General features: G+C 45.9%; 23 protein-coding genes. 4 read left to right on the top strand and 19 right to left on the bottom strand.

The genetic code is table 11. From position 1 onward, the window contains the following. Position 1 precedes the first annotated feature (1 nt). Positions 2 to 418: a glycine-rich domain-containing protein gene (locus FSB76_RS24555; protein ID WP_147058092.1), complete on the bottom strand. Its 417-nt coding sequence runs from the start codon at positions 416 to 418 to the stop codon at positions 2 to 4. Next, positions 408 to 1,601 (bottom strand): YdcF family protein, encoded by a 1,194-nt coding sequence (locus FSB76_RS24550; protein ID WP_147058090.1) that lies wholly within the window; start codon positions 1,599 to 1,601, stop codon positions 408 to 410. The genes FSB76_RS24555 and FSB76_RS24550 overlap by 11 nt, the downstream gene beginning before the upstream one ends. A gap of 321 nt (positions 1,602 to 1,922) precedes the next feature. On the opposite strand from FSB76_RS24550, the gene FSB76_RS24545 reads away from it, so the two are divergent. Next, positions 1,923 to 2,705, top strand: coding sequence for a hypothetical protein (locus FSB76_RS24545; RefSeq protein ID WP_147058088.1), 783 nt, complete (start codon positions 1,923 to 1,925; stop codon positions 2,703 to 2,705). An 80-nt stretch (positions 2,706 to 2,785) separates the two neighbouring features. Here the strand turns inward: FSB76_RS24545 and FSB76_RS24540 are convergent, their stop codons facing one another. From FSB76_RS24540 to FSB76_RS24520, 5 genes are all read right to left on the bottom strand, one after another. Then, on the bottom strand, positions 2,786 to 3,007 hold the full coding sequence (locus FSB76_RS24540) for a hypothetical protein (RefSeq protein WP_147058086.1): 222 nt from the start codon (positions 3,005 to 3,007) through the stop codon (positions 2,786 to 2,788). A 123-nt stretch (positions 3,008 to 3,130) separates the two neighbouring features. Then, the gene (locus tag FSB76_RS24535; RefSeq protein ID WP_147058084.1) at positions 3,131 to 3,604 is read right to left on the bottom strand and encodes a PH domain-containing protein; all 474 of its coding nucleotides are present in this window, start codon (positions 3,602 to 3,604) and stop codon (positions 3,131 to 3,133) included. A gap of 17 nt (positions 3,605 to 3,621) precedes the next feature. Next, on the bottom strand, positions 3,622 to 4,254 hold the full coding sequence (locus tag FSB76_RS24530) for a hypothetical protein (protein WP_147058082.1): 633 nt from the start codon (positions 4,252 to 4,254) through the stop codon (positions 3,622 to 3,624). Next, the gene (locus FSB76_RS24525) at positions 4,254 to 5,036 is read right to left on the bottom strand and encodes a DUF4099 domain-containing protein (RefSeq protein ID WP_147058080.1); all 783 of its coding nucleotides are present in this window, start codon (positions 5,034 to 5,036) and stop codon (positions 4,254 to 4,256) included. The genes FSB76_RS24530 and FSB76_RS24525 overlap by 1 nt, the downstream gene beginning before the upstream one ends. A gap of 5 nt (positions 5,037 to 5,041) precedes the next feature. Next, complete coding sequence (locus tag FSB76_RS24520) at positions 5,042 to 6,298, bottom strand: zincin-like metallopeptidase domain-containing protein (RefSeq protein WP_147058078.1); 1,257 nt, start codon at positions 6,296 to 6,298, stop codon at positions 5,042 to 5,044. A 326-nt stretch (positions 6,299 to 6,624) separates the two neighbouring features. On the opposite strand from FSB76_RS24520, the gene FSB76_RS24515 reads away from it, so the two are divergent. Beyond that, positions 6,625 to 7,245 carry an ankyrin repeat domain-containing protein gene (locus tag FSB76_RS24515; RefSeq protein ID WP_147051753.1) on the top strand — a complete coding sequence of 207 codons (621 nt, stop codon included), beginning with the start codon at positions 6,625 to 6,627 and terminating at the stop codon, positions 7,243 to 7,245. A 9-nt stretch (positions 7,246 to 7,254) separates the two neighbouring features. Next, on the top strand, positions 7,255 to 7,665 hold the full coding sequence (locus tag FSB76_RS24510) for a bleomycin resistance protein (RefSeq protein ID WP_147060806.1): 411 nt from the start codon (positions 7,255 to 7,257) through the stop codon (positions 7,663 to 7,665). Between the two features lies 1 nt (position 7,666). Here FSB76_RS24510 and FSB76_RS32855 read toward each other — a convergent pair whose 3' ends face one another. The 7 genes from FSB76_RS32855 to FSB76_RS33005 form a co-directional block, all read right to left on the bottom strand. After that, positions 7,667 to 7,882 (bottom strand): GDCCVxC domain-containing (seleno)protein, encoded by a 216-nt coding sequence (locus FSB76_RS32855; protein ID WP_147051752.1) that lies wholly within the window; start codon positions 7,880 to 7,882, stop codon positions 7,667 to 7,669. 1 nt (position 7,883) lies between these two features. Next, positions 7,884 to 8,486 (bottom strand): mercuric transport protein MerTP, encoded by a 603-nt coding sequence (gene merTP / locus FSB76_RS24500; protein WP_147051751.1) that lies wholly within the window; start codon positions 8,484 to 8,486, stop codon positions 7,884 to 7,886. After that, on the bottom strand, positions 8,483 to 8,869 hold the full coding sequence (locus FSB76_RS24495) for an ArsR/SmtB family transcription factor (protein WP_225976300.1): 387 nt from the start codon (positions 8,867 to 8,869) through the stop codon (positions 8,483 to 8,485). Before FSB76_RS24495 ends, merTP begins: the two co-directional genes overlap by 4 nt. A gap of 202 nt (positions 8,870 to 9,071) precedes the next feature. Next, positions 9,072 to 10,085, bottom strand: a complete 1,014-nt coding sequence (locus FSB76_RS24490) for a site-specific integrase (protein ID WP_147051750.1) — start codon at positions 10,083 to 10,085, stop codon at positions 9,072 to 9,074. Next, positions 10,072 to 11,001, bottom strand: a complete 930-nt coding sequence (locus FSB76_RS24485; RefSeq protein WP_225976299.1) for a tyrosine-type recombinase/integrase — start codon at positions 10,999 to 11,001, stop codon at positions 10,072 to 10,074. Before FSB76_RS24485 ends, FSB76_RS24490 begins: the two co-directional genes overlap by 14 nt. A gap of 46 nt (positions 11,002 to 11,047) precedes the next feature. Then, positions 11,048 to 12,325 carry a site-specific integrase gene (locus FSB76_RS24480; protein ID WP_147051748.1) on the bottom strand — a complete coding sequence of 426 codons (1,278 nt, stop codon included), beginning with the start codon at positions 12,323 to 12,325 and terminating at the stop codon, positions 11,048 to 11,050. Positions 12,326 to 12,407: 82 nt separating this feature from the next. Next, positions 12,408 to 12,611 carry a hypothetical protein gene (locus tag FSB76_RS33005; RefSeq protein WP_394349440.1) on the bottom strand — a complete coding sequence of 68 codons (204 nt, stop codon included), beginning with the start codon at positions 12,609 to 12,611 and terminating at the stop codon, positions 12,408 to 12,410. On the opposite strand from FSB76_RS33005, the gene FSB76_RS32755 reads away from it, so the two are divergent. Continuing rightward, positions 12,519 to 12,707: a hypothetical protein gene (locus tag FSB76_RS32755; protein ID WP_262713488.1), complete on the top strand. Its 189-nt coding sequence runs from the start codon at positions 12,519 to 12,521 to the stop codon at positions 12,705 to 12,707. The genes FSB76_RS33005 and FSB76_RS32755 overlap by 93 nt on opposite strands. A gap of 56 nt (positions 12,708 to 12,763) precedes the next feature. Here FSB76_RS32755 and FSB76_RS24470 read toward each other — a convergent pair whose 3' ends face one another. The 5 genes from FSB76_RS24470 to FSB76_RS24450 all read right to left on the bottom strand — a co-directional run bounded on the left by FSB76_RS24470 (position 12,764) and on the right by FSB76_RS24450 (position 21,782). After that, entirely contained in the window at positions 12,764 to 13,201 is a 438-nt protein-coding gene (locus FSB76_RS24470; protein WP_147058076.1) for a hypothetical protein, read from the bottom strand. A gap of 5 nt (positions 13,202 to 13,206) precedes the next feature. Next, positions 13,207 to 13,620, bottom strand: coding sequence for a hypothetical protein (locus tag FSB76_RS24465; protein WP_147058075.1), 414 nt, complete (start codon positions 13,618 to 13,620; stop codon positions 13,207 to 13,209). Between the two features lie 29 nt (positions 13,621 to 13,649). Beyond that, positions 13,650 to 15,671 (bottom strand): type IV secretion system DNA-binding domain-containing protein, encoded by a 2,022-nt coding sequence (locus FSB76_RS24460; RefSeq protein WP_147058073.1) that lies wholly within the window; start codon positions 15,669 to 15,671, stop codon positions 13,650 to 13,652. Positions 15,672 to 15,744: 73 nt separating this feature from the next. Next, positions 15,745 to 16,230, bottom strand: a complete 486-nt coding sequence (locus tag FSB76_RS24455) for an RsmD family RNA methyltransferase (RefSeq protein ID WP_147058071.1) — start codon at positions 16,228 to 16,230, stop codon at positions 15,745 to 15,747. A 14-nt stretch (positions 16,231 to 16,244) separates the two neighbouring features. Beyond that, positions 16,245 to 21,782, bottom strand: a complete 5,538-nt coding sequence (locus FSB76_RS24450) for a DNA methylase (RefSeq protein ID WP_147058069.1) — start codon at positions 21,780 to 21,782, stop codon at positions 16,245 to 16,247. Between the last annotated feature and the right edge of the window lie 3 nt (positions 21,783 to 21,785).

The following is a 21,785-nucleotide window of genomic DNA, read 5'->3' as shown; positions in this document are numbered from 1 at the left end:
ACTACTCCTCTGCGGAAACGGCCCAGCACGACCCCTCATTACCGTCTGAACAATCTGCAAAGGCAAACTGCATTTCAGTTTTGAACAGGTAACGATAAAGCTCTTCAGACCTTTTTTCCGCTGCTTTTATTGTTTGATTTATTTCGTTTGATGTCTCATATACGGGCTGATGATGCAGGAAATTGCCAAAAATACCAGTCGTGTCTGCCATATAGCGTCTGGTATCCAGAATATGCTCGTGCCAGAACCAGTCAGCCGGAATATTAGGAACAATTCTCTCTCCTGGAAAAACAGCTACCATTGTTAGAAACCGTTTGTATTCCTGTTCCGCCGTTTCAATGGCTATTTCTGCTTTACCTGCCGCTGTGATCTTTTTTCCGATTGCAGACAGATTCAACGCCGCGATCTTATTTATCATTTCGAGGGGTAATGTCTGTTCGCCGTTTATTAGTTGCATATTTTTCATGGATATGACTCGATTTGAAATTTCTAAATAATGTATTGTTAATCAATAATTTTACTTCGTGCTCCTGTTCGGCGGTAAAAATGATCTGGGGATGATCTGTGCCGATAAGGTACAGGTCAGCTGTGGCACAGCGTAATTTTTTTGTCAGGGTGCGAATTGAGTCACCGCTATTTTTTTCATAGCCGGGCAGCTTTTCGAGGTAGTCCCTCAATTTTTCAGTGATTTCCAGCAAATGCGGGCTGGAACTGATCAGGTACAGGTTAATATGCCTACCTTCCGGGGATAAATGAGGGAATACGTCGTTTTCAACGATATTGAATAATCCAGTGATGTTTGCAGCCGTGTTTCTCGATTCTATCTCGGTTATTATCTGTTCGGTGGCAAAGGTCTCAGGAAGGTTTTTTTTTGGTTTCGAATACACATCCAAAAAATAATTGACTTTGCTCAGCAGCAGATTTTTCATCATCAGCGATTCATTCGCAAACTGCACCTTGCCTTTAGGACTTGCGCTATTATTCCATCCTGATAAAATGACCACATTGTTAGCGAATTTTTCTTCAGTTCCGTTCATTAACAAGTCAGCCAGCACGACCGCAGCTGTATGAACCCGATTATCGAGCATGGCGATATTCTGACAGCCAAACACAAAAAAAATATCCATTGAATCGTCATTATAACCTTTAAAAACGTCATTGACAGACAGCGGATCACTGAAATCACCGACTATCCCTGTCGGATCGATTTGCCAGTTTTTACTATAGAGGTGATTGGTTTTGTTCTCTTGGGTGTCCTTCGTTTTTTCCTGGTCAGCATCCGTTTCGGGGTTGCTGATAACCGGCGACAAGAAACATAAAAATTCAAACTGCTCCTGCTGTAAGTAGTTTCTGACCATCAAAAATGTGTCAGAAAGGAATCTTTTGTGGCCATAGCCTTTGGAAAAAAGTTTGCGGTAAAGTGAGGCGATCTGATCGGAGAAAAACCGATATTTTTCTTCCCTTTCAATTGCCATCACTTTTTCGATCTGGCCGGTATAAAGTAAATAATCAAATAATTCATCAAAGGAAAAATGGCTTTTTGTGCCTTCCTTAAATTTTTCCGGAGAATCAATTGGCTTATCCTGCCATTTAAAAATCATAATTGAAACGAGATAGGTTTAGCATATAAAGCTAAGCAAATAAGCAACTTAATATCAAATTCAAAGGATAAATATTGAAAATATTTATTAGGAAGGGCAAAGCATTATACTACTATTTGAAAATATAAGGTGATACTGATTAGTGTACTGGCATGCCCGATGTATAAGCCGCCCGTTAATAGCCAGCCATCACACGTTTCACCTCCAGGCTAATGTTATCCTGTTTACGAACCGTTATTTAAATATTTGCAGTGCCGAATATACGGTACCGTTTTCGTTAAGGGTATCTTTGTAGCACTGTATCATTCAGGCGATAAACACATGACAAAATTTGACGGAAAAGAGGCTGGTATCACGGTGGTAAGATCATTGTTCAGCGCGGTACCTTTTGCCGGGGGCGCGTTGAACGAAGTGTTTTTTGATTACCGAAGCCGGGTAAAACAAAACCGGATTAACACGTTTTCGGAACTGCTTTCCGAATTCTTCCTGGAACATCAGGAGATTGACCCAGAGAGTTTAAAAACGGAAGAGTTCAGCGATATTTTTGAGTCGGTAGTGCGGCGGGTGGTAATGACCAAATCAAAACAAAAGCATGAACGTTACCGAGATGTGCTGATCCAGCATATTTACGAGCCTCATAAGAGCGCGGAGAATGCAGAGACTTATTTGGATCTGATCAGCGCTTTGGATGAGATGGCCATCAGGATATTGTCGGAGCATGCGCGATTTTCAGTTGATTTTGCGCGGCTGGAAGTGGAGTGCATGAAGGCGGATTCCAGGTCACGCCAGACCCAGGAAAAGATCGATAAATTAAAGATAAGTCACCCGGTAGATGACACGGCGATAGCGGCGCTTCAACCGCAGCTGGATGGGGAATTAAAAGCGGCGGATACGATCAGGCAGCAGATCACGGACCGGCAGGAGTTCAGAAAAGCGGAGTACTTTCAGATCAGCGCCTCGGAATTCTTATATTATAAACAAACGCTTTATGCCAAAGGCTTACTGATCGATAAGGGTTTTGGTACGTTTGGCGGTAGCCAACCGTTTACCCGGATGTGGACCACGGATTTTGGAGATCAATTTATCCGGTTCCTGCTGGCCTGATAAACACTGTAATGATGGGAAGGACAAATTAACGGAAGGAAAAATGAGGAAGGGGGCGTAATTATTATAGCCCCCTGATACTAAGAACGTCGCTGCTGGTAGCGCATGTAGTTCTGAAAGCTGCGTTCCATTTCGCGGCGCTCTGCGTTCTTTTTCGTCCGGCGAAAGGCGCTCCAGATAAACAGCGCCCAAATGCCAAAGCCGACTGCATACAATAGCAGTGGTGTTTTGGAATATAAGGCACCCATAAAAGCACCGGTAGAAATGAAACAGGTAAAAACCAAATAAACAAACGATTTCATTACAGTAAAATGATCGGATTTCCTTACTAAGCAACCTCGAGCAAATTGGCAAAAATACCCTCATGTTTTATACTTAAAGATACTAATTTAATTAGTTATTAGAAAGAATTTTAACAAAAAAGTTTAATTGATCTCGTAAATTTTATTGTTCAGCCGGGCCTGCTGCACATATCCGCGCAGGGTATCTACGAGGTCGGAGGCCGGAATTCCGCGCAGCCAAACAATGGGGTTTTCCGGGTCGGTACTTTTCAGCGTCAGGTTCATCAGCCCGCAGACCTGCAATAAAAACGGCTGCGTTAAAATGTAATCTTTCACACGATATAACTCAACCTGGTCGGTGCGCTTAAAAAAGATCCCCCGCCTGATGCGGATGATCTCCGGCGTGATGGTATAACAAATATGGCGGATAAACCAAAAGCGGTAAAGCCCGAATGCAGCCGACAGTAAACTGATCCACACCAGCCCCGGCCAAAAGCGCCAGGCCAATAACAAAAAGCCCAGGCTGCACAGCATAAACGCCATGACATGCACAAAGGCGAAAACCGCCGCCGGACGGATCGTGATCACCTGCGGCTCATCAATAGGTAAAGTTTCCATAAAAATTAAAAGATTAATCAGATCAAAAGCCCGGCTTCCGCCTTCAGCTCGTCAAAAAAAGTATTATACACTTTGGGTTTATCGGTTGCCACGCCAAACCGGACACCAGCCGCCTTCTCAAAAGCAGCAAGGCTGAATTGTTCCTGGCTGAAAGAAAAATGATGTTGCCGGAAACTAACTACAACCTGTTCACCTTCGCCCAAATAAACCGACAAAGTCCAGCCCTTTATTGCAGCCGCCAGCTTCACATCAGCCATCCGCCCCAGGACATCCAGCCCAAACAACAGCCTAAAGGCTTTACCTTCCAAATGCGCCCTGATCCACAAAACCTGTGCATCGCTAACACCAGCCCCTAAAGCCAAAAACAATAAGTTTTCGGTTTGCGGAAAGGTGGGCAGCTTCTTATTCAGCCAGGAAACCGCATCGAGTGCCGAAGCGGACAGGATAACCAGGCGGACTTGTGAAAATTGCAGGTTACCTGCCAGCCAAAACGTGTCTGTTACCGGCACCTTATGAAAAGCAAAGCCAAATTGTTCTGCTTCCGCGCCGTAAGCAAAGACCAGGTTACCCAAAGCATCTGAAGTATAAAAAGGCCGGAAGATTCGCTGTACTTCCGGCCTTATGCCCAAACGGGTCAGGTAAGGGTGCATCAGCGGCTGATCGTTTCGGAAATCTCCTCGTCGGTATCGTTTCCCGGCTTAACTGTCGGGGCAGCCTGTTTCGCTTCCGCTTCGGAAAGCTTCTCCATCGCTTTATGAAAGTTCCTGCCGGGTTCCTTATGCTGCGGCTTATTAAACAGCGCATTCAGCCCTTTGAACAATACATAAGAAACACCGCCGTCTATCAGCACCGAAGCGATCAAGGCCAAACGGTCGGCACGGATGGCCTGCTTGTCTTTAGCTGAAAACTGGATGGTGGTACCGTCTTCGGTTTCGACTTCTTTTCCTCTGCGGTAATTTTTCTTTTGCTGCTGTGTCAGCGGGATGCCGTTAATTTCATCCGGTGGAAAAATCTTGCCGGTATCGACGGTAATAAACTCATTGGTGTCCTTATCAAATTCGACCAGTACTTCGCGTTTATCACCTTCGCCGTCACTAATGGTTTTGACCACATTCACCGCTTCACCTTTTTCCAGGCTTTCAATTTCGGTATCGGTTAGGTATTCCGGTCCTTCGGCAAATTTATAGATCGGATGAGCTAAAAGTTCCACACCGCCGCTTTCATTGCGGCGAAGCGATAGTTTCGCATCCAATGCCGGGATATGCAAACCCTGCTGTTCCAGATTTTCCAAACGCAGCATATCCGTCCGGCGACCATTCAGCAAAGCCGCCAGGTCGTCATCATCGATGTGCAAGACATTCCAATCGGCCAGCCCTAATTTTTGAAGTTCCTCCATCGGGAGTTCCTCCCTTTTGAATTGTTGTTTGATCATCGCTTTTATCGTTCTATCTGGTATTGTTCATCCAGGAATTGTTCAACGGCCTCGGTTTCATGATAAGCAGCTTCTTCAGCGGAAACACTACGGCTGGCAGCAACTTCCTGTGAGTTATTCCGGGCATCCAGCAACTCGTTAAACAGTACATCTTTGGAACTCATTTTGAACTTGCGCTCACTGCCTAAATCCTGCATCTGGTAAATGTTATTCTTCTGGGCCTTAATCACTTTAAACTCGGTGCCATTATGAGGGATGACCTCGCCTTCGGTTAGTTTGGTGGGATCGATCTTTGGCGTATCGATTTGCGTTTCCGCTGCTGTGCCGATCTCATTCGCATTCGCCGACTGCTGTGTTTGTTCAGCTTCCTGTTTTTCCTCGATCTGCTGCTCAAAGCCTAATATATGATCCACGATCTTTTGCGCATCTGAGGCCGCTTTGAATAATTCGGAAGGCTCTTCCTTCAGGACTTGTGCCCAGGCATTGACAAAGCCCTCGTGGTAATTGAGGTCGTAGGGCAGGTTCAGTTCTTTGCTTAATAACAAAGAGGCCAGGTTCGTCCGCAATTCCTCGCGGATCATGACAAACTCACCGGCCTCGCCTACCAGCGGGCGATTCAGCCTGTCTTCGGTAGCCGTCCAGTGCGCCAACTGGTGCAGCGCTTCGGCATAATATTGTTCCGGGCTGGCAAACTGCTCCATTTCCGGGATAATGATCGCATCTAACTGGCGGTCATAGAACATATCCTCGCCGCCATTTTCGATGACGGCTTTGCTGTTATCCAGGATAACCTGCGCCCTTTCAGCGGGTGAAAGGATGTTAGGTTCCTTTTCCCATTTTTGAATATTGCGCATCTGCTCGCCGTTGAACAGCCAGGCATCGACCTGTTTAGGTTCATCCAGCTTGATGCGCTCGGTGCGCTGCTTGCCGTTCTCTTTTAAAACAGGTTGGCCTTCACCGTCCACCATTTTCTGGTATTCATAATTGGACATAAACTGGATTAGTGTGCCGGTCGCGCCTTTAACTACCGCCGTATGGTTACGGTTAGCCTGGTTAGAGGTGCCCCAGCGCGGGTCGTCCCGCTTCTGCATTAAAAGGATCAGCGCCGACGGCCCGGCATAACGGTGGCCGCTTTCGATGTTGAACGGCAATGCCGAGTTTAAACTGTTGTTTGGCCGTTGAAAGATAGAAGTTCCGGCTTTCAGGTCCGCGATCATTTTTCCTGTGATCTGTTCGGACAGGGGTTTAAAAGGTGTACTCATGGTTTTTCCTTATTTAATTTGTTAATTGATTATTCATTAAGCCCCGCAGAAAATGCAGCGGGTTGACAGGAACCTGTCTATAGCTGACGCTGAAGTGTAAATGCTCGCCGGTCACCCGGCCGGATGAACCGGTGTTATGTGAAGTTTTACATAATACCGGTTATGTAAAGCCTCACGTTATGTAATGAAATGGGGTTTAAATCACTTTTCAAAGCGTACTCGTGTGATTTCGCTTTACATAAATTTTTAGTATTTCAACCATTCGCATTTATTGCTACTCAATTCAATAAGTAATATTTTTTAGCTTTGAGATAAACAATGCGACGATGTTGGCAAGCCAGTTATTCAAGTTAGTTACCCAAGGAGATCTTCAGCAGCTAAGGGCTGTACTTGAGGCTGATCCAAGTATTGCCAATACCGGCGTTCCATGTAGCGACGCTCAGCCGGAGATGAAAGGGCATCCCCTTCATCGGATATGCGACGTAGTATTTGCCGGCGCAATCACTGATGAAAAAGCAATTGAGATCGCAAAAGTGTTGTTGGAGTTTGGGGCAGATATTAATGGTTACAAATCGTCCGGCGACCAAAACACACCACTCATAGCGGCCGCCAGTCTTCACGCTGAAAAGCTGGGAATATTCTATATTGAACAGGGAGCTGATATCGTTTATGCAGACCAAGATGGAGCTACCGCGCTGCATTGGGCTGCTTTCTGCGGCCGTGATCAGTTGGTCGCTGCTTTAATCGCTAAAGGCGCAAACATCAACCAACAGGATACCACTTTCAATTCTACACCAATAGGCTGGGCAGTGCATACTTTAACTTCCGGCGATAGCGGTAACCAGCATAATCAAATAGCCTGTATTCACTTGCTTTTGAATGCCGGGGCAGATAAGGCAGTTTTGGATGCGGACACGCTCGCATACATCAAGACATTAACGGCTTAATAAACCATGATAGACTTCAAACAAAGCATTCCGGCTTTACCTGTCGTAAACATTGCCAAGGCAGTAGCATTTTATGAAAGTAAAATGGGTTTTAAAGCGCGTTATCAGGAGGACGGCTTTGCCATCTTAGTTCGGAATAGCGTTGATATCCACCTTTGGGCAGCTTGTGACCAATCCTGGCGCTACAAGTTCTGGCTCGTTTTCCGGCCAATCAGTTGTGGTGCGGAAAGTTTCTTAGCGGGAACCGCCAGTTGTCGAATACAGGTGACCGGGATAGATGAGCTTTATAAGGAAATGAAAGCAACAGGCGTGATCTATAATGCCGAAACGGTAGTCGAAGACCAATCATGGGGGCACCGGGATTTCCCTACGCTTGACCTGCATGGCAACCTGATCACTTTTTACGAGATCGTCAAATAGCTTATCCGCAGCAGGAACTCCCTTGCTGTATCGGCGGACATTTCACCGTACCGTAACTGCAAAAAACACAGCAATCACCAGCCAGCGGCTTTAGGGTCGTTTTGCAGGCCTCACATTCATAAAAGTACTGGCAGGCATTGGTAGGCATTTCTTCCTCTTTCTGAAAGCCACAGTTAGGACAGGTAATTACTGAATTAAGTTGGATGGTCGCAGCCATGTTAGTTTTGTTTAATAAGGGTTGGCTGATAGCCTATTTCTTTGATCTTATGATCGATGCTGTCCGCATTGGTTTTATCAGGATCGTATTGAACGATGGTTTGTGCCTTTTCAAATGAGGTGTTGGAGGAAGTTACACCGTTAAGGCTCATCAGCGAGCCGTCAATATGTTTGGTGCAATCCGCACAGCCCATGCCTTTTATATTCAGCCTGATCGACTTAAAGTTGCTTTGCAAAGCAACAGCAGTTGTTTTTGGAGGAGCCTTGTAGAATAGCGCAGAATAATAAGGAAAGGCGGTCAGTACAGCTGCAAACACAGTCACGATCAGCAGGAACTTTTTGGATTGCCAAATGGAACGGCTTGTAGGTGTACAGCAATCTTTTTCTTTTTTCGGCGTAACTACCAATTGCTGGTACCAGGCAAATGCAAATACCAGTACCGTGATACCGATCAGGTAAGGCCGGTAAGGCGCTATCCAATTGAAATAAGTAGCGGCGCCGCTTAATCCGCCAAAGATGGCCAGCAAGGGTGCGATACAGCAAAGGGAGGCGGCTATTGCGGCAATTATTCCACCAATCCAGCCTTTTTGAGTTGCTTCTTTCATGCTTTTGCTTCGCTTAATGGTTCCTGTATGATCTGGAAGAATGGTTGCAACAACGTAATTTGAACAGGGTTAACCGAATAAAAAACAGTTTGCCCGGATTTGCGCGAACAGATCACGCCGCCATCCTTTAGTTTACGCAGGTGCTGCGATACGGCCGGAATCGTCATGGTAAGGATATCACTTAAATCGCAGGGACACAGTTCCTGCTCCTGTGCCAAAAGGAATAATATCTTTAAACGGACTTCATTACCTGCTAAGGCCACGACCTGTGCAAGATCAGTAAAAGCCTGCTGATGTGTTTTCACGGTCTCCCGGCAGTTTTTGATCTGCCCGCTGTCCGCAAATATTCGTGTGCAACTATCCATGGCAGCAAATATAAGCATTTAAGCAATTGCTTAAATAACAATTTCCTGTTCTCTCATCAAAATAGGAATTTTGCAGTTGTTGGAACTCCTGTGCCTGCTATTATCGTTACGCATAATCGTGCTTTCCAAAAGGGTGTTCACATTATTAAGGAATGAAGGGATGCTGTACTAAAGCACCCCTTCATTAATACCCTCATCACTTACACTTTCTACAACATCGTTAGAACTTTTTAAGCCAGGTTAACAGATTGTCGTCCTGTGTCCATCGGGGTTTTTCATTCGGACTGACATTAACATATACTTTTTCGATGGCTTCGCGTTTTTGTTTGGAATCGGCCCTGGCATAGATTTCAGTGGTTTGGATAGAGACGTGCCCAAGAATATCACGAATGTAGACCAGATTGACTCCAGCCTGAAGCAAATGCATTGCCTTTGAATGCCTTAGAGAGTGGCAACTAATCTGTTCCGGTATCAGACTTTGATTCTGTTTCCTTGCAATTGCAGCATATTTATTAAGGATGTGGTTAAGGCCTGCGCGGGTAAGTTTATCTTTTCGACTGTTAAAAAAGAGTGGATACATATTGGCCGAGTAATCATTTAACATATGCTCTTTCATATAGTGAACGAGATGTTCTGTCTGCGCATCCAGCATCGGTATTATCCTTGCCTTATTGCCTTTGCCAATAACTTTGATTGTTGGGGGTTTGTTAAACCTGATCATCGATGGCGTCAAATCGATGATCTCCTGTACACGTGAACCAGTATCATACATCAAGGAAAGGAGTGTTAAGTCACGTCTTCCTCTGATCGTAGTGATATCCGGTTGTTGCAAAAGGAGTTTTATTCCGTCAATCGTTAAGTAGTTCATTGTCTCCTTTGGGGCATTTTTGAACTTAATAGAAAGTATTTTTTGGCTTTCATGCATATGCTCTAAACTTTCAAGCTGCAAATACTTATAAAAGGAATGAATAGCTGCTAAACGTGAGTTTCGTGTTGCTCCGCTGCATTTTCTTTCTTTTTGAATCCAGTCCAGAAATTGCAAGATGGTTTCCTTAGTGATTTTATCGAGTGTAAGTTTTTCGATTTTTATATGCAACTTTTCTTGAGTGAACTTTAACAATAAAACGAATGTGTCTCTATAGGCAGCAATAGTATTGCCGCTGGCACCTTTTTCACATGGCAAATACCGCGATATGAAATCGGAAATGTATTTTGAAAAGTCAGTCGGTTTCATAGTTCTTATATTTAGGAAATACATCCTGACAGATCAGATTCACATCTTTGATTAGATCAGGGTAAATGTGCTTGGTTAATCGTACATATTGATTGGTTGACTCAAGGGACTGGTGCCCCAGGTATGTCGAAAGTATAGGCAATGAAACATACAAATCGATCCCGGATTCGGCCATATTAGCGAGTGAGGTAACTGCAAAAGTATGTCTGAGGTCATGAACACGAGGACCCTGGTACATTCCAATATAGGGTATTCCTGCCTGCCTAAGGCACCTTCTAAACCAAACACCTACTGTTGCAGGAGAAGGCTGACTGCCATCAAGTTTCACAAAGAAATACTCAAAAGACCTCCTGCGCGGCATTTTGTTTCGATAACTTATATAGTGTCTGCAAGCTTCCGCTAATGTTTCAGATATGGGAACTATCCTTTCTTTGCCATTTTTGCTATCCCGGACGCGTAAGTAATTTTCAAGAAGGTTAACGTCTTCATTTTTTAAAGCCAATGCTTCGCCTATCCGTATTCCGGTGCTGTACAATGTCCTGATTAATAGCGGCAGGCAGATCAAAGCGCAACTCGTGCAGGAATTTGCAATCCTTAATTTGTCAGATGCTTCAAATAATGCGTTAACTTCAAAAGGTGAATAGATGTGCGGAATAAATGTTGTTTTTGGAGGCGGCGGTAGTTTGGGTATATAAGATTGGATGCCAAAACCACACAAAAAAGTCGAAAAATGATTAAGACAAATTGCTCTCTGATAATGGTTTCTTGAAGACTCATTGAGGGTCTTTTTTATCCAGAGATCTGCAAATTCCTTTGATATGCCTTGTGTAATTTGACCGCTTTCGGTAGCAAGAACATCAATTGATAATAATAATTTGGCATCTTTTACAAACTTAAAGCCAAGTTTTCTTTTCATGGTGATGAACTGTTGTATATGGTCGCTATATACACTATTATAATCCTTAGTCATAAAAAGCACCTCCTTTCTGCTCGTAGAAGTCGATAGCTACAGGTGGGACATCGAGCACACACTGCTTCATGGATTTGAAATCTATTCGTAGATAATATCGGGTAGATTCAGTGCTTGCATGGCCGAGCACTTCCGAGATTACAGGAAGAACAGTGCTTTCTTCGAGCATTCTGGATACAAGGCTATGACGCAGTGCATGAGATCCGGATTTCCTTCCTTTTGTATCAATTCCAGATTTGACGAATGCCGCTATAACCGTGTCAGAAACTAAACCACCGTCGCATTTTCGTCCATATGGTGGTTTTTCTTTCAAAAAAACGTAAGGTTCCTCTGAGTTACGCCGGCCATACTTTAAATAATCAATAATAGCGTTACCGACATCCGGTAATAAAGGGACAACCAATTCCTGTCCAGTTTTATATTGATTTATTTCGATAGTCGATTTCGTCCATTGCAGGTGTTCAAACTTTAAATTGGCTATATCGGAAGCTCTGAAACCCAACCTGACAGCCATAAGGATCATGGCATAGTTTCTTTTGCCTATCGCACTCGACCTTTCTATCGACGAGAGTAATTGTACAATTTCCTTTTCCGAATAGGTTGACGGCAGTTGTGGCTGACTGGCAGATTTATAACTGGGTATGCTAACAGAATAGTCAATTCCTAAAAGCTTTTGTTCAAAGGCATACTTAAAAAAAGCCCTTAGCGATGAAACTGCGCCACCCCTGCGACGACCTTTAATACTTCGCGGGTCACTTAAAAAAAGAAGGATAGTGGCAAACTCAATGTCTGCGATGGTTGCAATATTGGCTTTGTTGCAAAACTTTAAGAACATTGAAAGGTAGTTCTTATGGGTTTCAAAAGTATCCCCTGACCATCTACATTCCGTTCGCTTGTATTCCAGAAATGAGACGAATAGATCGCCGATTGGACCGTTAAGTATAATCTTAGGTTTGCCTGGTTTGAAGGCGTTCAGTTTAATACTAATACCGCCTTTTTCGGCAAATTCTGTTAACGTCTTAACGCAATTATAGACGCGTTTTTCGCTCTCTGAAAGCTCGAATTTATTTCGGCCTCTCAAATCGTCAGCAAGGAATTGTTTTTCTACTTCTTGATTATAGGTCCTGATTCCGTTTAAGCCCATAAATGATCGGACTCGTCTCCAATACCTTGTGTATTCATCAATCGTCCTTTCGCTAAGGTCAAATTGAGATTCCAGGTAACGTGTCGCATTGGACATTAATTCATTAAAGTCCCTGATGTGTTCCATATTACAACTATTTAAATGTGAATAATTGCAATAAAACTCAGGAATTATTATGTAAAGGAATCAGGGAATGAGTATCTATAAATCAGGTTGTTATAAGAATACTATACATATTAATACACTTTGCATAACCCGTAATGCCCAATGGGGTACAGGAGTTCACGGAATCGCCGGGCATTACAAAGACCTGCGATAAATGGCCGTACAGCAAAGTAAAGTCACCGCTTGCCAGGCGGATATGCACCCCCGTCAATCGGTCATAGCCGAGAAAATCAATGCGGCCCGGCATCACCGCAAAAACGGTATCATGCCTGGCCTGGAGATCAACGCCATAATGAAAACAGAACCGCCCGGTGACGGGATGAACCCTGTAACCATAGCCTGATGTTATGGCCAGGTGCCGCAGGGGCAAAGCCAGCAAGCAGCAGTAAAATAATTTAATCACCGTCCGTATTGATTAGAGATGTCGCGGGAAATTTGATCTTTTAAAATTTCGACACATAAGTTTTGAATCGCTGGGTGATCACGGGCAGTTTGCATGGCTTTGATTTTTTCAGTCACATCGCCATAACGCACCAGCAGCTCCACACTCCGCAATGCCTTGAATTCCCCGGACGTCTTATCCTGTAACAGGTTCACGAGGTTATCCTGTATTTGATCCGAAGGCAGAAAAGTAAACAAGGCATCGGCGGAAAAAAGCCCGACCTTATCCCGGAAGTCAACATAAATATTATCAAGGGCGATGTCGGCTTCGCTGATCACGCCGACCTGGTTGCGCTTGCCCAAAGGATCAGCGAAGAGTTCAGGATGCACAAATACCACCTCGCCCCGCAGCTTGTCGTTTGCGCCGAACATTTTAAAGAAATCTAAATCGTTCATGTCATTCAGCGGCTCAAGCTATAATCCTGCTTCAATCCCAGTTCTTCTTCCAGCGAAGCCATGCTATATGCCAGTACCACAGGGTTATCGCGCGAAATTTCAATAGCCTGCCGGTGATTTTTTGTTAAGTTGGAATTGGCCAGCATACCTACCCTCAACAGGTTTTTAAAATCCTGCGCATTCATTTTCAGGTGATCCTGCATGGTGTCAAAATGAATACTGCTGGGCTTTTTCAAAACCAACAATGCATCGGCTGAAAACAAGGCCTGCCCCTCGTTGCCAAAGCTGACGATGACGTTATCGTTTTCGATCTTTGCGGAGGCAATGATGCCGATCTGGTTCTTTTTTTCGGTGGGGTCGGTCAATAATTGAGGGTGTAACAGCACTAAGGTGCCGGAGAGTTCGTCGTGTTTGTTCATGGGAAAAATGTTTTAAAAATGAGACTGGATTACTTAGGCTGAGGGATCGGCTTCATGCTGCCTTTGGGCAGCACCTGTACCTGCGGGATCGGTTTGCGGAAACTCTCGACAATGGCATCGACCTCGCTGTTAATGCGCATAAAGTTTTCGCGCAGGATTTCCTCTTTGCGCCCTGCAAAATCATAATAGACGGGTAAGTCCCGGTAACCGGCTTCTTCCGCGCTCAATTCAGCCGCGCTCAGATTCACCTTGCAGTTGATGGCCGAAGTTTCAAATTTACCCGTGTACACTTCCTGGACATCTGCAGCGATCAGGCCGACCATTTCCCCCGTATTTAAGGAAGCCATTTTACCAGCCGGGATCAATGGCTCCAGCTTTTCCTGCAAGGAAGTCGATGTTTTATTACGGTCGATAGACAGGCTTTCGCCAATTTGTTTATTTTTACCAAATATGCGTTCCAGCCAGTCCAGGGTCTCCTTATTCCTGACCGAACCGGCCAGTACATTGCCGACAACCGCAGTGATAGTTGCCGCAGTATCTTTCCCGTAGTGTTGATTAAATTGGGGTAATTCCTGCAAACCCATCAAAATTGCCACCTTATTCGATCTCGCAACTGCTTGCAGGTTGTCAATTTTATAAATATATAAAGTTGGAATTTCGTCAATGATTAAGGCCGACGGCAGATTACCCTTGCTGTTAATGAGTTTTGTCAGCCGGTTCATCACTACGGAATAGCAGGCCGAATTGATATTTTGTGTGCTGGGGTCGTTGGCTAATACGACCATACCCGGAGTATCGTTATCGGAGATTTTTAAATTGAAATCGTCACCGGAGAAAACCCAGAAGGTTTCCTTTGTGGCCAAACGCGATATAAATATTTTAAGCGTGCCGATCTGACCTTCCAGTTGCGGAAAAGCTTTAGCCACATAGGCCGTTTTGAAAGGAGACAATAAAGAAACCAATTCAGGTTCCGAAAAGAGGGTATTAAAAATATCCTCGTAAGAATGGTTCAAAAATGATAGTACATGCGGTAAGCTTGAATATTTACCACCGGCATGTTTACTGAAAAAGTACACGCAAGCCGCTAAAAAGTTAACCGCAGACTGTGTAAAGAACTGGTCGCTGCCGCCGCTCTTGTCGCCCTTCTTCATGGCTTCCACCAATCCCTCCGCACTTTCGGAAGCATCCGCCAGGGTCTTCAGATAATCATTCCGCCAGGGGTTTGTCCGCCTGCTTCGCTCAACGTCATTCAGGTTAATCACATGAAATTCATGCTTTTTGCACTTGCCCCGCTGTTTTGCCAGCAAATAATGGTAATAAGCGATCTTTCCTAAATCCGGAAATTTGTAATCATAAACACAGCAGCAAAATTCCTTCGCGATCAATTGCCGTATAAAGGGGTTGACAATACCAAAGGATTTGCCGGACCCCGGCGTACCAATTAAAATCGTAGCCCGGAACGGGTTTACGATGTTGATCCACCCATTCCGGACTTTTCCCTTGAAATAAAACAACATCGGAATGTTGACGGAATAAGGCGTAACCACCGGCTTGACGGGCTGCATAAAACTTTCGCCCTCGACATTCCAGATATCCTTGCCCAAACCGGAGCGGATCATCTTGGAAACATTATCCATGGAAACGCTGATCAGGATAGCCCCGACCATTGAACAAACCATATAGCCCAAATCCCACCAGCTTGTAAAGGAAAAGGCAAAAGCGCCCACCCGGCCATACAAAAAGGCCGCGCCAAAAAATAGCAAAAGCCCCAAAGCCAGCGGGTAAAGGATATGCAGTTTCGGGTCAAGTTCCTGCTTCTTTTTGGCTAAGGTGCCGATGCTCACCAGGCAGATCAAAAACAGCGTCGCCAGCTTACTATACAGCAAGTTGCTGTAAATAAGCACATGGCTCAGCTTTTCTATCGGCCCATAAAAAAAGCCCCAGAACGGGGCTTGCTTATAAACAAAGATGGCGGCTTCGAGCGCAATGGACACATAGATGAGGCATTGCATAAAACCATGAAGCTTATGCTGCTCGTGGGTTTCTTCCATATAATTTATTTTTTAAAGGCAGTCAGGAGGGCTGACGCCGTTCTTCCATAACAAAAATTGAAAACAATAAAATTCAAGGGTTAAAGCGTTCGATACTTGCAATCGTATCATGGATCGCGCCGCCGTGACTAAACAAGGCAATGCGCTCCAGCGAAAATTTCCTACCCGCCCCCATCACGATGGAGTGATAGCCAAAGGTGATTACGATACCGTCCGGCGACAGGCAGCGGGGTATTTCGTCTTTCAGTTGCCGGAACGGGCTGCAAATATTGCCTTTGTACAACTCCATGCTTTTCCGTAGTGCATAGGGAGGGTCAAGTAAAATCGTATTAAACATTTGGCCTGACCAGCTTCGCAAAAGTTCTAAAGCATCGAGATGATAATCGGCAGGCATAACCGGATCAAGGTCGTTCCTAACCTCATCCACATTGAGCAACGTCGGGCCTGCAAACAGGTTGAGCACCCGGCCTTCGCAGCGCTTTTCCACCCATTGCCTTACCGGTTTAACGGAAAAAGTATAGCGATGCAGAGGGCTGCGGTAATGTTCAAACTGCACCATAAATAAAGGACAAATTATCGCGTTAAGTCTTCTGTAGAGTAATTGACACCTAAAAGGTGTGCACGACGAATCATCTGCAAGTTTTCGGAATGGTCGAGAGTATCGGTTTGGGTTTGTTCTTCGGTGAGTTCTTCAGCATGTTCTTCTTCGGGCACCGACTTCATTTGCGTTTCCCTGATCTTGGCTGCGATTTCCTGTTCCAGCCTGCGCAGTTCAACCCTTAGTTCAACCAGTTCCTGTTCCTTTTCAAAGGTCTTTTGACTGAGTTCCGTTAAGGTCGGAACCTCTGTAAGCAGTTCGGTTTGCTCTTTTTCATATTTTTCCCGCAAGCCGGTGACCTTATCAATCGCATTCAGAAAATAGCGGGCGGCCAGCTTTGAATTATCTATGTTAGGGTTCCCGCCATTGCTCTGGTATTTAATGCCGCCCGGCCCTTCGGCGAACAGGTGGTTTTGCATCCGGTATTTGAATAAACCCTGGTCCTCATAACCCTCCCGCTGCTGGCGGATATAAAGGTTAAACCCGTATAAAGTCCCGATTTGTTTTTCCTCGGGTTCGCCTTTACCGGGCTGCCAGCCACGGTAGAGCGCGATGATCTTATTGCCCAAAGCTTCGGCATCCGCAGATGGAAAATCGGTCAATTGTATAGGATTAAGCTTATTGCCCTCTTTGTTATGCTTTAACTGGGAATTGTACAGGGCTTCGTCCTGGAACAGGCTATCCATCGTGCCTTTGATTTCGCCCAGTCTTTTCTCGGCAGCTTCCAGGCTGTAACGGTTACGGGCGACTTCGCGAAAATGGGCCGATTTCCAGCCCTCCAATTGCGCTACTTTCTTTTCTACCTTTGCCTTTTCCAAAAGGGTGGTGTCGCCGGAAAGGATGGCGATGTATTCGGAGAAGTTCATGCCGCTTTTTTCATCCAAAGCACCCTCATCAAGGGTGCGCACATTCAGCTCGCAGTTCTTCATCTGCGAAATAAAGGTCTGCTTGTTTTTGAGCAGATTGAATTTATAGGCATCCAATGATTGCTCAACGCCATAAATAAAGTTCAACACCTTATTATCGTAGAACTTTTTCGCCAGCCAGTTCCCTTGCCGTGCGCCTCTTCCATCGCGCTGCTCAAGGTCGCTCGGACGCCAGGGCGTATCAAAATGGTGCATCGCCAATACCCTTGCCTGCACATTGGTTCCCGTACCTAATTTTTCGGTGCTACCGATCTGCACTCTTATTTCGCCATTGTTCATCATCCGGAACATCTCCGGCCGTTTCTTGTCCGGCCAGTCATGGATAAATGAAATTTCGTGGGCCGGGATATTAAAATCATTGACCAGTTTGGTCTTCAACGCATCATAAATATTGAACTCATCCGGTTTAGGGGTGCCGATGTCGCTAAAAATCAGTTGGGTTCCTTTATGAGGTGTGCTTTCGTGATAGATCTCGGCAACCTTGCGGGCACAAACATTCACTTTGTTATCCGGGTGGTCTTCATATTCCGGGTCGATCAGCCGCATATCCGCCGACATTTTCTTGGCGTAATTGGTGGCTATCAGCATCCGGGCATTATCTTCCTCGGCAGTAAGGCGCGGGCGGCCCAATAAGGTCGCGTCGCCTGTTTCCGCAAACTTCATCAGCTTTTTGATAAAGTCCTGCTGGTCGGGTGTCGCGTGAATGTTTACTAATGTTTCAGAAAGCTCCGGCTTATCGAGGTTTATATGTTTCGCCGTTTTATAATCGGTGATTTCGTTATAAAAAAGCGCCAGTTCAGGTACTTTGATAAAATGGCGAAAGCGTTCTTTAGCCGTGATCTGGTTGGTGACCGAAAACTCAAAGTCGGTTGTCTTCTTGGCAAATACCGCTGCCCAGGCATCAAAGTTGCTGATGCTTTGCCGTTCGAGTTCGTTTGGCCGCAGGTATTTGAAGATCAAATACATTTCGGTCAGGCTGTTCGAGATCGGTGTTCCCGATAAGAAAGTTACACAAAGGTCAGCATCAAACTTTTGCTGTAAAGTCCTCACCGCAAATAGCATATTCAAAGCTTTTTGGCTGCCATCCTGGTTGCCCAAACCAGCCACGCGGTTATGCCGGGTGGTAAAGGTCAGGTTTTTGAACTTATGAGATTCATCGACAAAGAGGTGGTCGATATTCATTTCCAGGAAGTTGATGCCGGAATCCTTTTTATTTTCGAGCGTGTATAATACACCCTCTAATTTGGCTTCCAGGTTCTTCTTACGCAGTTCCAGCCCTTTAAGGATCGAGCGCGAAACTTCGCCGCCCAGGGATTTAAGGGTATCAAGGTCGGCCTGAATATTATCCAGCTCGGCTTCTAATATTTCCTGCTGAACTTCGGGCGACTGCGGGATCTTGCCGAACTGGTCGTGCGTCAGGATGATACAGTCCCAATTATTATTCTTGATCTGGTGAAAGAGCGCCTGCCGCTTGACCGGCGTAAAATCATTTTCGCCCGGTGCCAGTATTTTTGCCAGCGGATAGGCCTTCCGGTAAGTATCGGTGATCTGCCCGATGTTAGCCTTGAGTGCCAGGATCATAGGCTTTTGTACAATGCCCAAACGTTTCATTTCCTGCGAGGCAACGATCATGGTCAGGGTTTTGCCTAAGCCCACTTCATGGTCGATCAACGCGCCCCGGTTCTGAATGATGCGCCAGGCGGCATTTCGCTGCGAACTGTACAAATCTTCGATGCCCAATGCCTTTCGGTCAAGCCCCGGAAAAGCTAAATGACTGCCGTTATATTCCCGCAGCACATAACAGTTGAAAGTTTCATTGTACAGCGCTTCTATTTTGTTCTTTTCGCTGCCCGGCAATTCTCGCAGCCATTCTTCAAAGCGGCTGCGGATCGATTCGATCTTCTGGTGTCCTAACTGGATGGCCTCGTTGTCCGGCAGCCTGACCGCTGTATCACCCGAACCTACCTTATAGCTGAAATAAGGACTGGTGTTTTCCAGCGCATGTTCCAAAAGCGCCGCGCCCTTCATTTTGATGCCGGACTTCGGCATGATCGCAAATTCCTCGTCGGTTTTGGCATTGCCATTTTTGTAGCTGACCTTAAAAGCATCAGCCGAGGAAAAATATTCGATATGCGTGTCCAGGCCAAACAGGTCGCTGGCAAATTGCTGGTAATAGCTCACCGGCATCCAGCGTTCTCCCAGGTTAAAATCCAATAATTCAAAGGGTATCTTTTCCGGCTGCACCCGCCTGATCGCTGCCAGGCTTCGTGCAATTTGCAAATCATCGGGATGCGCCTCGGCTGCCCTTTCCGCCAGTGCTAATTTTTGCACCACATTACCGGACAGGTAACTATCATTCGTTTCCCATGTGCTGTTGATGGGGTTCATCAATATTTTGCCGTCAAGCTGACGGATGATCGCGAACTCATCCAGCCCGGTCATGGTGCTCATATAGTCGAGGTCAACGATACCCTTATCATTTAGGCTACGTGCCAATGCTTCGGTCGGATCATCGGTATGCAGGTTTTCTTGCTGCGGGAATACCGGGCCAAAAAAGATATCGGCTTTGGTCCAGGCTTCGTTTTCCCGGCGCTCCAATGATGAGAGCACCACGAAACCCAAAGCGGCATCCTGTAATATCCGGTTCCGGTTGTTTCCCTTATTCAGGTCTCCGTATTTGCCGGTAAAGCTTTCATAGTTCCGGTTGAGTATTGACCGCAAGTGCGGCTGCACCTGTAAAGTTTCCGCTTCCTTCGCATACAGTTCCATATAGCTGTCGCGCAGACCAATGTATTGCCTAAAAAAAGGGAGGTCGGTTTGCTGATCAAATGGCTGGAAATCTGCCTGCGCGTTCTGGATCAGTCCGGTCAGACCGGCTTTGCCTTCATGGATCACTAAGGTATCCCGCTTGTAAAACGGTTTGATGGCGGTAAATGGCACCGGCCTGTCAGGCAGCAGTTCAAAAGCGGGTTCCAAACTGCGGTCGCCTTCGTAGCGGAAATCATGGCCGAAATATTTCAGTTTTGCAGATAAAGCTTTGAGTTCATAGGTCAGCGTATTGCCCCCGACCCATTTATTGGAAAAATTCAGCTCCTTGACATTGCTGAATAACTTATACAGGTATCGGCCGGATTGTTTCGCCTGTGCGGTAATCAAAACAATACTGTCATGGTCGGGCCTGGTGGTAGTGCGGATAGTGCTGATCTGCCTGCCGGTTGCCGGATCTACGAAGGCCTTATCCAGATCAGATAAATAACCCTGCGCCTGGTCGTTATTCAGGGTCGGGGCGTCGAACAGACCCAATTGTCCCTGACCGGAAATTGCTGAGGCCTGTACTTCAGGCATATCCAGAAAAGTAAAAAACCGTGCGTTCGGCACGGTTTTACTTTCAATTTTGCTTTTCGATTGCTCATCAGCCAACCGCTGCTGTAAGGCTTTCCAGCGGTCCAAGTCAAAGTTTGCAGCTAAGCCTTCGGCTACCTGTTCCATGAGCGGCTGCCTGATTTCCTCCAGCGGGCCTTTCTGCCAAATCCGCTGGCTTGGCTTGCCGTACTGGTTTTTGCCTTCCCCTATGGTATCGGCCAAACGCAGTTCCGGGTGCCGGTCGATATAAGCATTGACGGAAAATTTACCAAAGCTATTTTCCTGCTCGACGGTATCGATCAGTAGTAATTCGGTTGGGGTAAAGGCTTCTTTGTTGTCGTTCTTCTGAACCAGCAGCAAATGACTCGGCGCTTCCGTGTTGGCTGTATCCTTCATCAGGTTATCCGGCAAAACCGACAAGCTGATAAAATCTGCCGAAGTAAACACATGCTTGCGCCCCAGTGTATTGGAGGCCGTATTTAAGAAAGCATCTGTCACCAAAAATGCCAGCATTCCGCCGTCTCCTAATTTATCCAGGCCTTTGGCAAAGAAATAATCATGGATCTTGTTGGTTACCGCGCTGCCCTGGTAGGCCGGATCGAATACCTTGAAATTACCAAACGGAATATTGCTGGTAATAAAATCATATTTGCCTTTTTCGTCCGGGGCTGTTTCCTCAAAACCACGAACCTGAACGATATTGTTTACCGGCAAAGTTAAGGCGAGCGCCATCAGCACCTTGCCGGTCAGGATGTCCTTTTCGACCGCGTTGACCTCCTGCAAATCAGGGAAGGCTTTGAGCGCTTCGGTGATGAAGATACCCGCGCCGCTGCTCGGCTCATACAAACGATGAGGCATAATGCCCTGTTGCTTCATGGCCGCATATAAAGCAGCAGGCAGCAACTCCGGTGTGTAAAATGCAGTATCGCTGCTGCTTTTAACTGCATCAACGGCCGCCTTGTAATCGGCAGGCGATAGTTTTTCCTGCAACAGTCCGTGCAGCTCCACCATCATCGGGTGCAGGCGCAGGTCATTTGCAGAGGCGTTCTGCTCCACCCAGGTTTCCACCGGCCCCGCGCCAAACAAGACCGCTTTTAAACCGCCGAAACCCGCATAGCTTTTCAGCACTTCAATTTCTTTATCGTTGTAGCTTTCCTGTCCGGATAAGGCAATACTCAGGGCCGCGATATTACCGGCCAGTTTTTTTGAACTGTTAAAAGCCATGAT

The organism is Mucilaginibacter ginsenosidivorax (assembly GCF_007971525.1).
In the GTDB taxonomy this organism is placed as follows: Bacteria; Bacteroidota; Bacteroidia; order Sphingobacteriales; family Sphingobacteriaceae; genus Mucilaginibacter; species Mucilaginibacter ginsenosidivorax.
This window is presented reverse-complemented; position numbering and strand designations above follow the sequence as displayed.